The organism is Streptomyces hebeiensis, from assembly GCF_052983195.1.
In genome coordinates this window covers 4,125,894-4,138,728 of record NZ_CM129812.1, presented here as the reverse complement: position 1 = coordinate 4,138,728, position 12,835 = coordinate 4,125,894, and the positions used below count along the sequence as shown (strand labels likewise).

The 12,835-nt window shown below is 71.0% G+C and carries 12 protein-coding genes; 8 read left to right on the top strand and 4 right to left on the bottom strand.

Annotated features, from left to right (window positions below):
* Window positions 1–85: 85 nt before the first annotated feature.
* The 7 genes from ACU6P3_RS18030 (at window position 86) to pstB (ending at window position 8,717) form a co-directional block, all read left to right on the top strand.
* Entirely contained in the window at window positions 86–2,338 is a 2,253-nt protein-coding gene (locus tag ACU6P3_RS18030; RefSeq protein WP_447193203.1) for an RNA degradosome polyphosphate kinase, read from the top strand.
* 193 nt (window positions 2,339–2,531) lie between these two features.
* Window positions 2,532–3,761 (top strand): CHAD domain-containing protein, encoded by a 1,230-nt coding sequence (locus ACU6P3_RS18025; protein ID WP_447193202.1) that lies wholly within the window; start codon window positions 2,532–2,534, stop codon window positions 3,759–3,761.
* Window positions 3,758–4,180 carry an NUDIX hydrolase gene (locus ACU6P3_RS18020; protein WP_447193201.1) on the top strand — a complete coding sequence of 141 codons (423 nt, stop codon included), beginning with the start codon at window positions 3,758–3,760 and terminating at the stop codon, window positions 4,178–4,180. The genes ACU6P3_RS18025 and ACU6P3_RS18020 overlap by 4 nt, the downstream gene beginning before the upstream one ends.
* 281 nt (window positions 4,181–4,461) lie before the next feature.
* Window positions 4,462–5,592 carry a phosphate ABC transporter substrate-binding protein PstS gene (gene pstS / locus ACU6P3_RS18015; RefSeq protein WP_447193200.1) on the top strand — a complete coding sequence of 377 codons (1,131 nt, stop codon included), beginning with the start codon at window positions 4,462–4,464 and terminating at the stop codon, window positions 5,590–5,592.
* A 118-nt stretch (window positions 5,593–5,710) separates the two neighbouring features.
* Window positions 5,711–6,703 (top strand): phosphate ABC transporter permease subunit PstC, encoded by a 993-nt coding sequence (pstC, locus tag ACU6P3_RS18010; protein ID WP_447193199.1) that lies wholly within the window; start codon window positions 5,711–5,713, stop codon window positions 6,701–6,703.
* Entirely contained in the window at window positions 6,700–7,887 is a 1,188-nt protein-coding gene (pstA, locus tag ACU6P3_RS18005; RefSeq protein ID WP_447193198.1) for a phosphate ABC transporter permease PstA, read from the top strand. The genes pstC and pstA overlap by 4 nt, the downstream gene beginning before the upstream one ends.
* A gap of 53 nt (window positions 7,888–7,940) precedes the next feature.
* Window positions 7,941–8,717 (top strand): phosphate ABC transporter ATP-binding protein PstB, encoded by a 777-nt coding sequence (gene pstB / locus ACU6P3_RS18000; RefSeq protein ID WP_030756263.1) that lies wholly within the window; start codon window positions 7,941–7,943, stop codon window positions 8,715–8,717.
* A gap of 202 nt (window positions 8,718–8,919) precedes the next feature.
* On the opposite strand, the gene ACU6P3_RS17995 is transcribed toward pstB, so the two are convergent.
* Window positions 8,920–9,918, bottom strand: a complete 999-nt coding sequence (locus tag ACU6P3_RS17995; protein WP_447193197.1) for an inorganic phosphate transporter — start codon at window positions 9,916–9,918, stop codon at window positions 8,920–8,922.
* A 5-nt stretch (window positions 9,919–9,923) separates the two neighbouring features.
* Window positions 9,924–10,544: a DUF47 domain-containing protein gene (locus ACU6P3_RS17990; protein ID WP_447193196.1), complete on the bottom strand. Its 621-nt coding sequence runs from the start codon at window positions 10,542–10,544 to the stop codon at window positions 9,924–9,926.
* Between the two features lie 220 nt (window positions 10,545–10,764).
* On the opposite strand from ACU6P3_RS17990, the gene ACU6P3_RS17985 reads away from it, so the two are divergent.
* A complete protein-coding gene (locus tag ACU6P3_RS17985) occupies window positions 10,765–11,187 on the top strand; it encodes a metal-sensitive transcriptional regulator (RefSeq protein ID WP_447193195.1) in 423 nt (140 codons plus the stop codon).
* A 117-nt stretch (window positions 11,188–11,304) separates the two neighbouring features.
* Here ACU6P3_RS17985 and ACU6P3_RS17980 read toward each other — a convergent pair whose 3' ends face one another.
* On the bottom strand, window positions 11,305–11,577 hold the full coding sequence (locus ACU6P3_RS17980) for a hypothetical protein (protein WP_037804982.1): 273 nt from the start codon (window positions 11,575–11,577) through the stop codon (window positions 11,305–11,307).
* A gap of 254 nt (window positions 11,578–11,831) precedes the next feature.
* Entirely contained in the window at window positions 11,832–12,659 is an 828-nt protein-coding gene (locus ACU6P3_RS17975; RefSeq protein ID WP_447193194.1) for an SCO4651 family lipoprotein, read from the bottom strand.
* Between the last annotated feature and the right edge of the window lie 176 nt (window positions 12,660–12,835).

Genomic DNA, 12,835 nt, shown 5'->3' with positions numbered 1-12,835 from the left:
GAACGGCAAGAGCACCGGCCCCTTCCGCCTCACCCCCGCCCTTTCCGACGCGCCCGTCGTCCCGTCCGCGCGGAACAATGGGGATATGAGCCAGCAGCCCGCCGAGGTACCGGTCCAGCAGCCCCAGCCCCCTCAGCAGCCGTCCGTGGGCTTCATAGCCGCGCACCGCCCCCACACGGTCGCCACCGGTGCCACCGGTTCCGGCCTGGCCCCCGATCTCGACTCCGACCTCGACGCGTACGAGGTGGACGGCGCCGGCCCCGGGGGCGACGGCGAGCTGCCGCTGGGTCGGTTCCTGGACCGCGAGCGCAGCTGGCTCGCGTTCAACGAGCGGGTCCTGGAGCTCGCCGAGGATCCCGCGACCCCGCTCCTGGAGCGGGCCAACTTCCTCGCCATCTTCGCGTCCAACCTGGACGAGTTCTTCATGGTCCGGGTCGCCGGCCTCAAGCGACGGATAGCGACGGGCGTCGCCACCCGCTCCGCCTCCGGCCTCCAGCCGCGCGAGGTGCTGGACCTGATCTGGACCCGGTCGCGCGAACTCATGGCCCGGCACGCGGCCTGCTACCAGCAGGACGTCGCCCCGGCCCTGGCCGACGAGGGCATCCACATCATCCGCTGGCCCGAGCTGACCGAGAAGGAGCAGGCACGCCTGTTCACGCTGTTCCGGCAGCAGATCTTCCCCGTCCTCACCCCGCTGGCGGTGGACCCGGCGCACCCGTTCCCGTACATCTCCGGCCTCTCCCTCAACCTGGCCGTCGTCGTGCGCAACCCGGTGACCGGCCACCGCCACTTCGCCCGGGTGAAGGTGCCGCCGCTGCTGTCCCGCTTCCTGGAGGCGTCGCCGCAGCGGTACGTGCCGCTGGAGGACGTCATAGCCGCGCACCTGGAGGAGCTGTTCCCCGGGATGGAGGTCCTCGCGCACCACATGTTCCGGGTCACGCGGAACGAGGACCTGGAGGTGGAGGAGGACGACGCCGAGAACCTCCTCAAGGCGCTGGAGAAGGAACTCATGCGGCGCCGCTTCGGCCCGCCCGTACGGCTGGAGGTGGAGGAGTCCATCGACCCGTACGTCCTCGACCTGCTGGTCCGCGAGCTGAAGGTGTCCGACGCGGAGGTCTATCCGCTGCCCGGCCCGCTGGACCTGACCGCGCTCTTCGGGACCGCGTCGCTGGACCGGCCGGAGCTGAAGTACCCCAAGTTCGTCGCGGGCACGCACCGCGACCTCGCCGAGGTGGAGTCGGCGTCCGCGCCGGACATATTCGGGGCGCTGCGCGAGCGGGACGTCCTGCTGCACCACCCGTACGACTCCTTCTCGACCTCCGTCCAGGCGTTCCTGGAGCAGGCCGCGGCCGATCCGGACGTGCTGGCGATCAAGCAGACGCTGTACCGCACCTCCGGTGACTCCCCGATCGTCGACGCGCTGATCGACGCCGCCGACTCGGGCAAACAGGTCCTCGTCCTCGTCGAGATCAAGGCCCGCTTCGACGAGCAGGCCAACATCAAATGGGCGCGCAAGCTGGAGGAGTCCGGCTGCCACGTGGTGTACGGCCTGGTGGGGCTGAAGACGCACTGCAAGCTGTCGCTGGTGGTCCGTCAGGAGGGCGACACGCTGCGCCGCTACAGCCACGTCGGCACGGGCAACTACCACCCGAAGACGGCCCGGCTGTACGAGGACATCGGCCTGCTCACCGCGGACCCGCAGGTCGGCGCGGACCTCTCCGACCTGTTCAACCGGCTGTCCGGCTACTCGCGCCGGGAGACCTACCGCCGGCTGCTCGTCGCCCCGAAGTCGCTGCGCGACGGGCTGATCACCCGGATCAACAAGGAGATCGCGCACCACCGCGCGGGCCGCCCCGCCTCCGTCCGCATCAAGGTCAACTCGATGGTCGACGAGGCGGTCGTCGACGCCTGCTACCGGGCCTCACGGGCCGGCGTGCCGGTGGACGTCTGGGTGCGGGGCATCTGCGCCCTGCGGCCGGGGGTGCCGGGGCTCTCGGAGAACATCCGGGTACGGTCCGTGCTCGGCCGGTTCCTGGAGCACTCGCGGATCTTCGCGTTCGGCAACGGCGGGGAGCCGGAGGTCTGGATCGGCAGCGCGGACATGATGCACCGCAACCTCGACCGCCGTATCGAAGCGCTGGTCAGGGTGGTGGACCCGGCGCACCGCGCGTCCCTGATCCGGCTGCTCGACACGGGGATGTCCGACTCCACGTCCTCCTGGCACCTCGGCCCGGACGGCAACTGGACCCGGCACGCGACGGACGCGGACGGAACGCCGCTGCGGCACGTACAGGAAATGCTCATAGACGCCCGGAGGCGCAGGCGTGCAGCACCATGAAGTGGACACCGACCGTCGCCCCGGCTCCGGGCGCCCGGACACCGGCCGTCGTGGGACCGCCGGGCGACAGGGGGCCGGTGGGCCCGGCTCCGATCCCCGCGCCCCGGGCGGTGCCGGGAGAGCGCCGTCCGGTGGCGGGCTTACCTCCGGCGTCCCTGGCGGCGGCCCCGCGCCGGCGCCGGAGGACCAGCGGGTGACCGCGGGCGACCGGCTCACCGCGGGGGAGGTCCTCGCCGGCTATCTGCACGCCAGGGCCGGTGACTTCCTGCGCGGGGTGCGGCTGTACGACGAGAGCGGCGCGGACGCCGCGGCGGCCGAGTCGGCGGCGCGCTCGCTGCGCGGCTCGGCGCGCAGGATCGGCGGGGCGCTGCACACGTTCCGGCCACTGCTGGACCCCGGCTGGGCCGACCAGCTCGTCACGGAACTGGGCTGGCTCACCGGCACGCTCGCCCAGGAACAGGCGTGCGCGAACCGGCTGCACCGGCTGATGGGGGCGCTGGCGCGGCTGTCGGTGCCCGCGCCCGTACCGGCGCCCGTACCCGCACCGGCGGCCGTACCCGCACCGGCGGCCGTGCCGGTGCCCGCGGGCGGCGGCCGTACGGGACGGGAACGGGGCGAACGGGCTGAACGGGGCGGCCGTACGGAACGACAGACCGCGGCCGGGCCGTCCGCGCGGGGCGGATTCTCCGCGCCGGCCGCCGCGCCCGGCCCTTCGGACACCTCCAGCACCTCGACCCCGTCCCGCCCGTCCGGCCCTTCAGGTCCATCCGGCCCGCCATCCGGCCCGTCCGGCACCCTGACCGTCGGGGCCTCCCGGGCCGGCGCGCTGCTGGAGCGCCGGCTCACCCTGGCCAGGACACGCGCCCACTCCGCCGCTCTCCAGGCGCTCGGCTCGTCGCGCTTCCACGCGGTGGCGGACTCGGTGGCGGTCCTCGCCTCCGAGGTGCCGCTGGCCCCGATCGCGAGCGCGCCCGCCGCCGAGCTGCTGCCCGGGCCCGCCGCGTACGCCGAACGCCGGCTGCTGGACGCCGTGAGCGCGCTCCCGCTGACCCGCGCGGCGCACCCGTACAACGCGGAGGCCCTGGTGAGCGGCCTGGCCACGACGGCGGACGGCGAGACGCAGGACGCGCCCTGGCACCACGTACGGCAGCTGCTGCGGCTGCACCGCTACGCCCAGGAGATCTGGTGCCCGGCGGGCACGGCCGACCCGGTGCTGACGGTGGCGGGCCAGGCCCTGGACCGGCACCGCGACGCGGCGGAGGCGGCGGCGGCCGCGGCGAACGCCGCCCGCACCCCCCGGATCGCCCCGGCGACGGCCTATGCGCTGGGCGTCCTGCACGCGGACCAGCGCCACGAGGTGGAGGCGGCGCGGTACGCGTTCCAGCGGGTGTGGCAGGAGGCGGCGGCGGTGAAAAAGCCATGACGGCGGCCCCCGGGGCGCCGGTCCTGGCGGCGGGCTGCGTCCTGTGGCGCCGCGCCCCGTCCGGTTCCGGCATCGAACTGGCGCTGGTCCACCGCCCCAAGTACGACGACTGGTCCCACCCGAAAGGCAAGCTCAAGCGCGGCGAGCACGCCCGGGACGCGGCGGTCCGCGAGGTGCGGGAGGAGACCGGCATGACATGCGTCCTGGGCCCGGAACTGCCCACTCTGCGTTACGAGGTGGAGGCCCGCCCCAAGGAGGTCCGCTACTGGGCGGCCGAGGCGACCGGCGGCACCTTCGAGCCGAACCGCGAGGTGGACGGGCTTCTCTGGCTCCCCCCGAGCGCGGCAACGCAACGCCTGACGCAAGAGAGGGACAAGCTCCTGGTCGACGAGCTGCTGCGGACGCCGCTCCCGGCGTAGCGGCCCTTCGGCCGTCCGGCCCGGCCCCCGGCCCCCGGCCCCCGGCCCGGTCACTCGGGCCCGGGGCCGGCCGGGCCTCCCGGAAGCCCCGTCCCGGAAGGCCCCACACCCAGGTGTCCGTCGAGGTTCACCTCCCGTTCACTCCCGCCCGTCGGCGGCTTCACCTGATCTGCCTAATTTCGGCCTCACAAGGTGACGGACCGAGCACCGCCACCAGCCACCTCGACGCACGCCGCCGTACAACAGGCAGAGACCGGCGGCTTCTGGAAGGAACACCCGAAGTGAAGCTTCAGCGCAAGAACGGGCTGCGCGCCACCGCGCTCGGTGCCCTCGCCGTCTCCGGCGCCCTGGTTCTCACGGCGTGCGGATCCGACGACAACACGGCACCCGGCGACTCGGGCACCAAGGCCTCGGCGGCTTCCAAGGAGGTCTGCGCGGACGCCAAGGGCCAGCTGCGGGCGTCGGGCTCCAGCGCGCAGAAGAACGCGATGGACCTGTGGGTCAAGAACTACATGGCCACCTGCACCGGCGTCGAGGTCAACTACAAGTCCTCGTCGTCCGGCGAGGGCATCGTCGCCTTCAACCAGGGCACCGTCGGCTTCGCGGGCTCCGACTCGGCGCTCAAGCCCGAAGAGGTCGCCGAGTCGAAGCAGACCTGCAAGGGCGGCCAGGGCATAAACCTGCCCATGGTCGGCGGCCCGATCGCGATCGGCTACCACCTGCAGGGCGTGGACAACCTGGTCCTGGACGCCCCCACGCTGGCCAAGATCTTCGACAACAAGATCAAGAACTGGAACGACGAGGCGATCAAGAAGCTCAACCCGGACGCCACGCTCCCGAACAAGCAGATCCAGGCGTTCCACCGCTCCGAGGACTCCGGCACCACCCAGAACCTCGGCAAGTACCTGGGTGCCGCCGCCGCCTCGGACTGGAAGTACGAGGCCGAGAAGAAGTGGCCCGCCCCGGGCGGCCAGGCGGCCTCCGGCTCCTCCGGCGTGGCGACGCAGGTGAAGCAGGTGGACGGCTCGATCGGTTACTTCGAGCTCTCGTACGCCACCTCCCAGAAGATCCCCACGGTCAAGATCGACACCGGTGCCAGCGCCCCGGTCGAGGCGTCCTCGGCCAACGCGTCCAAGGCCATCGCCGCCGCCAAGATCAAGGGCACCGGCAAGGACCTGGCGCTCGACCTCGACTACGCCACCAAGGCCGACGGCGCCTACCCGATCGTCCTCGTGACGTACGAGATCGTCTGCGACAAGGGCAACAAGGCCGAGACCCTGCCCGCGGTCAAGTCCTTCCTGAACTACACCTCCAGCGAGGACGGCCAGAAGCTGCTCTCGGAGGCCGGTTACGCGCCGATCCCCGCCGAGATCAACGCCAAGGTCCGCGAGACCGTGAAGGGCCTCTCCTGACCAGGGCCCTCTCGTGACGCCGCCGGCCCGGACAGACCTCCGGGCCGGCGGCCGTCCAACCCATCCGGTGCACCGCCGCCAGGGGAGCCCCCTCTCCCCCACACAGACCGGAAAGACCATGGCTTCCACCACACCGATAGACACTCCGCCGGCCCCACCGGCCAAGTCCGCACCGGGCGGCTCGACCGGCCGCCTGGGCGACACGATCTTCTCGGGCCTCTCCAAGGGCTCGGGCATTCTGCTGCTCGTCATCATGGCCACGATCGCGGCCTTCCTCACCTACCGCGCCACGCTCGCCATCTCCCAGGACGAGGGCAACTTCCTCACGACCTTCGACTGGAACCCGGCCGGCGACCCGCCGGTCTTCGGCATCGCGGTCCTGCTCTTCGGCACGGTCGTCAGCTCCGTCATCGCGCTGGTGATCGCGGTTCCGGTGGCCGTCGGCATCGCGCTGTTCATCTCGCACTACGCGCCGCGCCGGCTGGCCGCGCCGCTCGCGTACGTCGTGGACCTGCTGGCCGCCGTGCCGTCGATCATCTACGGCATCTGGGGCGCCCTCTTCCTCGTGCCGTACCTCGGCGGTCTGAACCTCTGGCTCGACCAGTACTTCTCCTGGACGTACATCTTCGACCAGACCCAGCCCGGCGTCGCCCGCAACATGTTCACCGTGGGCATCCTGCTGGCGATCATGATCCTGCCGATCATCACCAGCGTCAGCCGCGAGGTCTTCCTCCAGGTGCCGCGGATGAACGAGGAGGCGGCGCTCGCGCTCGGCGCCACCCGCTGGGAGGTCATCCGCATGTCGGTCCTCCCCTTCGGCCGCTCGGGCGTCATCTCCGCCTCGATGCTGGGCCTCGGCCGCGCGCTCGGCGAGACGATGGCCGTCGCCACGGTCCTCTCCCCGAACTTCCTGATGTCGCTCCACCTGCTGGACCCGGGCGGCGGAACGTTCGCCCAGAACATCGCGGCGAAGTTCGACGAGGCCGACCAGTTCGGACGGGACGCGCTGATCGCGTCCGGCCTGGTGCTCTTCCTTCTCACCCTGCTGGTCAACGGCGCGGCCCGCCTCATCATCGCCCGCCGCAAGGAGTACTCGGGGGCCAACGCATGAGTAACGCACACAGCGGCGCGGCGGGCAACGGCCCGGCGGCCGTTCCGGCCGGCAGCGCGGCCATACGGAACAGGCCGACCGCCACCGCGCCGGACAAGAGTTCCGGCAGCGGTCCCGGCCCGGCCCCGGGCGGCGTCCCCGGCTCCGGCCCCGAGCGCCGGCAGAGCCTCAGCCAGCGCGGCCTGCCCCGCTGGGCACCGGCCGGCTTCGCCGCCGCCGGCATCGTGATCGGCGTGGCCGTCGGCGCCGGCGCCGGGCTCCAGAGCCGGGTGCAGTGGGGCCTGATCGCGGTGGTCGCGTTCCTGGTCATCTCGTACGCGGTGACCTCGGCGGTGGAGAACGGCCGGCAGGCCAAGGACCGCCTCGCCACCAGCGTCGTCTGGGTCTGCTTCATCCTCGCCGTGATCCCGCTGTTCTCGCTGCTCTGGGTCACCGTCAGCCGCGGGATGAAGGTCCTCGACCCGTACTTCCTCAGCCACTCCATGGCCGGCGTCCCCAGCTCCCAGGCCGGCGGCGGTGTCTACCACGCGCTGATCGGCACGCTGGAGCAGGTCGGCATCGCCACCGTGATCGCCACGCCGATCGGCCTGCTGACCGCCGTCTACCTCGTCGAGTACGGCAAGGGCGCGCTGGCCAAGGCCGTCACCTTCTTCGTGGACGTCATGACGGGCATCCCGTCCATCGTCGCGGGTCTGTTCATCCTGGCGATCATGCTGATGGGCAAGATCGAGCCGTCCGGTCTGATGGGCTCGCTCGCCCTCGCGATCCTGATGATGCCGGTCGTGGTCCGCTCCACCGAGGAGATGCTCAAGCTCGTCCCGAACGAGCTGCGCGAGGCCGCGCTCGCCCTCGGCGTACCGAAGTGGCGGATGATCCTCAAGGTGGTCCTGCCGACCGCGATCGGCGGCATCACCACGGGTGTGATGCTCGCGATCGCCCGTATCGCCGGTGAGACCGCGCCGATCATCCTGCTCGTCTTCGGCAGCCAGCTGATCAACTCCAACCCCTTCGAAGGGGCGCAGTCGTCGCTGCCCTTCTACATTTACGAGCAGTACAAGGCCGGCGAGGTCGCGTCGATCGACCGCGCCTGGGCCGCGGCACTGGTGCTCATCGCCTTCGTCATGATCCTCAACCTGGTGGCGCGCGGAATCGCCCGCTGGAAGGCCCCGAAGACCGGCCGCTGAGGCCACGACATCCGGCTCCGCCGACCGGGGCCACGAAAGAAGCAGTGATTGACATGGCCAAGCGCATCGACGTCAGCGGACTCTCCGCGTTCTACGGCTCCCACCGGGCCATCGACGACATCTCGATGACCGTCGAGCCCCGTTCCGTGACGGCCTTCATCGGCCCGTCCGGTTGCGGCAAGTCGACCTTCCTGCGCACCCTGAACCGTATGCACGAGGTCACCCCCGGTGGCCGCGTCGAGGGCAAGGTGCTGCTGGACGACGAGAACCTGTACGGCTCGAACGTCGACCCCGTCGCCGTACGCCGTACGGTCGGCATGGTCTTCCAGCGCCCCAACCCGTTCCCGACGATGTCGATCTACGACAACGTCGCGGCCGGGCTGCGGCTGAACGGCAAGTACGGCAAGAGCCGGCTGAACGAGATCGTCGAGAAGTCCCTCAAGGGCGCGAACCTGTGGAACGAGGTCAAGGACCGGCTGAACAAGCCCGGGTCCGGCCTCTCCGGCGGTCAGCAGCAGCGCCTGTGCATCGCCCGCGCGATCGCGGTCGAGCCGGACGTCCTGCTGATGGACGAGCCGTGCTCGGCCCTGGACCCGATCTCGACCCTCGCCATCGAGGACCTGATCGGTGAGCTGAAGGAACGCTTCACCATCGTCATCGTGACGCACAACATGCAGCAGGCGGCGCGGGTGTCGGACCGTACGGCGTTCTTCAACCTGGCCGCCGTCGGCCAGCCCGGCAAGCTCATCGAGATCGACGAGACCGAGCGGATCTTCGCCAACCCGTCCGTACAGGCGACGGAGGACTACATCTCCGGCCGCTTCGGCTGACGGGACGGCGACGACGCGTCCTGCGGTGCTGCATGGCGGTGCCACCGCACGACGAAGGGCCCGCCCCCTCTCCCAGGGGGGCGGGCCCACTTGTGTGGCGACGTACGCGCGCACGGGCCGGAGCGAACGGGCACACGGCGACACCACGGCGACAACGCGTGGCAGCGCGCGACAGGACGGCGACAGCGCGCGACGCGGCCTGTCAGCCGAACGCCAGCCGGACCACCCAGAAGCTGAGGGCCGCCACCAGTGCCGCCGCCGGCATCGTGATGAACCAGCCCAGAATGATGTTCTTCGCGACCCCCCAGCGCACCGCGTTGACCCGCTTCGTCGCCCCGACGCCCATGATCGCCGAGGTGATGACGTGCGTCGTGGAGATCGGCGCGTGGAACAGGAACGCCGAGCCGAACATGATCGAGGCGCCGGTCGTCTCCGCCGCGAACCCCTGCGGCGGGTCCAGCTCGATGATCTTCCGGCCGAGTGTGCGCATGATGCGCCAGCCACCCGCGTACGTACCGAGGGACAGCATCAGCGCGCAGACGATCTTCACCCAGACCGGGATCTCGTCGCCGGACTGCTCCACATCCGCGATGACCAGCGCCATCACCACGATGCCCATCGTCTTCTGCGCGTCCTGCAAACCGTGTCCGAGCGCCATCCCGGCCGCCGACACGGTCTGGGCTATCCGGAATCCGCGCTTGGCCTTGTGCGGGTTGGTCCTGCGGAACAGCCACATGATCGCGACCATCACCAGGTAACCGGCGACCAGGCCGATGACCGGCGAGACGAACATCGGAATGACGATCTTCTCCAGCACCCCGGTCCAGATCACCTCGGTCCCGCCGGCCAGCGCGGCGCCCACCATGCCGCCGAACAGCGCGTGGGAGGAAGAGGAGGGCAGCCCGAAGTACCAGGTGATCAGGTTCCAGACGACCGCGCCGACCAGCGCGGCGAAGAGGATGGCCATCCCCTTCTCACCGTGCGGCGTGGCGATCAGCCCCTCACTGACGGTCTTGGCGACCCCCTGGCCGAGGAACGCGCCCGCCATGTTCATCACCGCCGCCATGGCGAGGGCGGCGCGCGGGGTCAGTGCCCGGGTGGACACCGAGGTCGCGATGGCGTTGGCGGAGTCGTGGAAGCCGTTGGTGTACGTGAAGCCGAGCGCGACCCCGATGGTCACGACCAGTGCGAAGGTGTCCACTGACGTCAGGACTCCTTGACCGCGATGGTCTCCACCGTGTTCGCGACGTGCTCGAACGCGTCCGCGGCCTCCTCCAGCACATCGACGATCTGCTTCAGCTTGAGCACGTCCATCGCGTCGTACTTGCCGTTGAAGAGGTGCGCCAGCAGCTTGCGGTGGATCTGGTCGGCCTGGTTCTCCAGCCGGTTGACCTCGATCCAGTACTCGGTGAGGTTGCTCATCGTCCGCAGGTGCGGCATGGCCTCGGCGGTCAGCTCGGCCGCCCTGGCCAGGACCTCGATCTGCTGCTCGACGCCCTTCGGCAGCTCCTCGATGTTGTAGAGGACGACGAGGTCGACGGCCTCCTCCATGAAGTCCATGATGTCGTCGAGCGAGGAGGCGAGGTTGTAGATGTCCTCGCGGTCGAACGGCGTGATGAAGGAGGAGTTGAGCTGATGGAAGATTGCGTGAGTGGCGTCATCTCCCGCGTGCTCCGCTGCCCGCATCCGCTCCGCGATCTCGGCCCGCGCGGAGGAATCCGCACCGAGGAGTTCCATCAGGAGCTTCGAGCCCGTGACGATGTTGTCCGCGGACGCGGAGAACATGTCGTAGAAGCTCGTCTCCCTGGGGGTCAGACGAAAACGCACGTGGGGTCCTCGGGTTACATGGGATTCGGTCAGGGTGATGCTAGGCGCATCATCCGGCCACAGCTAACCGGCATCCCAGTGTCGCCCATCGGCCACGGGCTCGACACAGGGCCCTGTACCAGACCGCACAAACCGGTACCCTATACCCAGGTGGGGTATAAACACCGGTATGACCGCCCTTTCGGGCTCACCAGGAACGCGGCACCACCGGGAGGACGCGATGACGACCACTGAAGCGGCCGGCGCGATGGCGGAGGACGCGCCTTCCGTGCCGACGGCGGGAGCGACCGTACCGACCGGTTCCGCGGGATCGGCCGGCGACGCCGGCGACGCCGCCGGCGCCGCGGACCACGACCACGGGGTGCACGGCTACCACAAACAAAAGGGCGAGCACCTCAAGCGGCTGCGCCGGATCGAGGGCCAGATCCGCGGACTCCAGCGACTGGTCGACGAGGACGTCTACTGCATCGACATACTCACCCAGGTCTCGGCTTCCACCAAGGCCCTGCAGTCCTTCGCCCTCCAGCTCCTGGAGGAGCACCTGCGTCACTGCGTGGCGGACGCGGCCGTCAAGGGGGGCGACGAGATCGACGCGAAGGTGGACGAGGCGACCAAGGCGATCGCGCGCCTGCTCCGCACCTGAGGGCCCGCTGACCACCGGAACGTCGCGAAAGCGACCGCCGGCGCGACCGCCGGCACGACTGGCGAAAGCGCCGGCCGGGGGCATGGTCACAGCACCGTGGCCCCCGTGCCGGCGCGCTCACTCCCCGTGGGCCCCTGTCCGTCGAACGAGCCGGGCGGGACGGGAGGGACAGGACGAGACAGCCGCCACCCGAGGCGGCCCGGCCACCCCGGCCCGGCCGGGAAGCTCCGCTCCGGGGCGCTCGGCCGTCACGTTCAGTACCTCGTCGATACGGTCCGGACTCAGCCGTTCCCCGTCCGCGGCGGAGGCCGCGATCATCAACTCCCCGCACAGCTCGATCTCGGCGAGGGCCACGTGGTCCTGGACGGTCGGCGTACGCAACGCACCCACGTGCTGTCACCTCTCCCTGCCGGTCTCGTCTCCAGCGTAGGGAGCGTGCTACGCGCGCGCATGGCACGTCCGGACCATTTCCGTCTTGGCCCTCCGGGGTTACGGCTTGATCCGTTCTTGCCGATCCCTGTCCGGCGATGCGTCTACCCGCGTCAGCCACCGGCATCGGCGCAGGTACGGGCGTCTGTTCCGGGCCCCGCGCACGGCGGTGGCCGATGGTGTGCGCTCCCGCCCCGGCCGCCGCCCGCCGAAGGTCACATCTTGATCTCGCCGGCGAAGATGTCCTCCTCCGGCGGCAGCGCGACGGCGACGCCCACCCCGAACGCGTACAGCAGCGTGGTCGAGGCGACCTCGAACGTCCGCCCCTGGTTGACGTAGTTGAACCGGTGCCTGACCTTGCGCAGCCGCCCTGCCTCGTCCAGATAGGCGTCGAACGGCACCGCGTCCTCGCCGAACCCGTCCGCCGCGGCGGCCAGCGCCTCGCGCGCGTACGGCGCCGCCGACTTCGCGGCCCGGCCGATGTCCGTGACGCCCCGGTAGTGCCGGACGCGCGTGCCGGCCAGGTCCTGCTCGCCGACGAAGGTGATGTCCCGGGCGCCGCGCAGCAGTTCGGCGGCGGTCAGCGGATCCGTCGCCCCGCCCGTGACCAGGTTCCCGTCCCGCAGGTCGGTCGAGTCGACCCGTACCCACTTGTCGGCGGGCACCCCGGCGCCCCGGTTCTTCATGTACAGGGCGGTGGGCGAGAGCAGTTCGGTGATGGGCCGGTGCTCGCTGGTGCCCGCCGGGTCCTTGGGCAGGACGACCCGGAGCCGCCCCATCCGCATGGCGAAGTCGTAGCCGCCCTCGCCCCGGATCGTCACGCGCGTCCCGCCGGCCGCCATCTCCATGGACGTGCGGGCCCTGGAACTCCCGGCCGCGATCAGCACATCCGCCGCGCCGCGCACGGCCGCGGGGTCCCGGCCCGGCCGGTCGTCGGCCGAGGCGCCCGTGCTCGTGGAGCAGCCGGTGCCGGTGGCCACGACCCCCGCCACGGCCACGGCGGCGAACGCCGCGCCTCTGCGTCTGTGCTCCCGCACCACCATCGCCTGCCAAACCCCCTGCAGTTGGCCGCCGCTTGTCCGAGTCCGCCCGTTTCCCATAACGACCGCCCGCGTCCCCCGTCACGCCGGGACGGATTCCGGCCGACCGTCGGGGTCAACGGCCGCCGCCCCGCCGGTACGGTGGAGGCGTGTGCGATACAGACACCCGCGAGCGCCGC

What these genes read in the sequence shown, in the direction of transcription:
- ACU6P3_RS18030 (WP_447193203.1), top strand. Translation starts at nt 86, where the DNA reads ATGAGCCAGCAGCCCGCCGAGGTACCGGTCCAGCAGCCCCAGCCCCCT.
- ACU6P3_RS18020 (WP_447193201.1), top strand. Translation starts at nt 3,758, where the DNA reads ATGACGGCGGCCCCCGGGGCGCCGGTCCTGGCGGCGGGCTGCGTCCTG.
- pstC (WP_447193199.1), top strand. Translation starts at nt 5,711, where the DNA reads ATGGCTTCCACCACACCGATAGACACTCCGCCGGCCCCACCGGCCAAG.
- pstA (WP_447193198.1), top strand. Translation starts at nt 6,700, where the DNA reads ATGAGTAACGCACACAGCGGCGCGGCGGGCAACGGCCCGGCGGCCGTT.
- pstB (WP_030756263.1), top strand. Translation starts at nt 7,941, where the DNA reads ATGGCCAAGCGCATCGACGTCAGCGGACTCTCCGCGTTCTACGGCTCC.
- ACU6P3_RS17985 (WP_447193195.1), top strand. Translation starts at nt 10,765, where the DNA reads ATGACGACCACTGAAGCGGCCGGCGCGATGGCGGAGGACGCGCCTTCC.
- ACU6P3_RS17975 (WP_447193194.1), bottom strand. Translation starts at nt 12,659, where the DNA reads ATGGTGGTGCGGGAGCACAGACGCAGAGGCGCGGCGTTCGCCGCCGTG.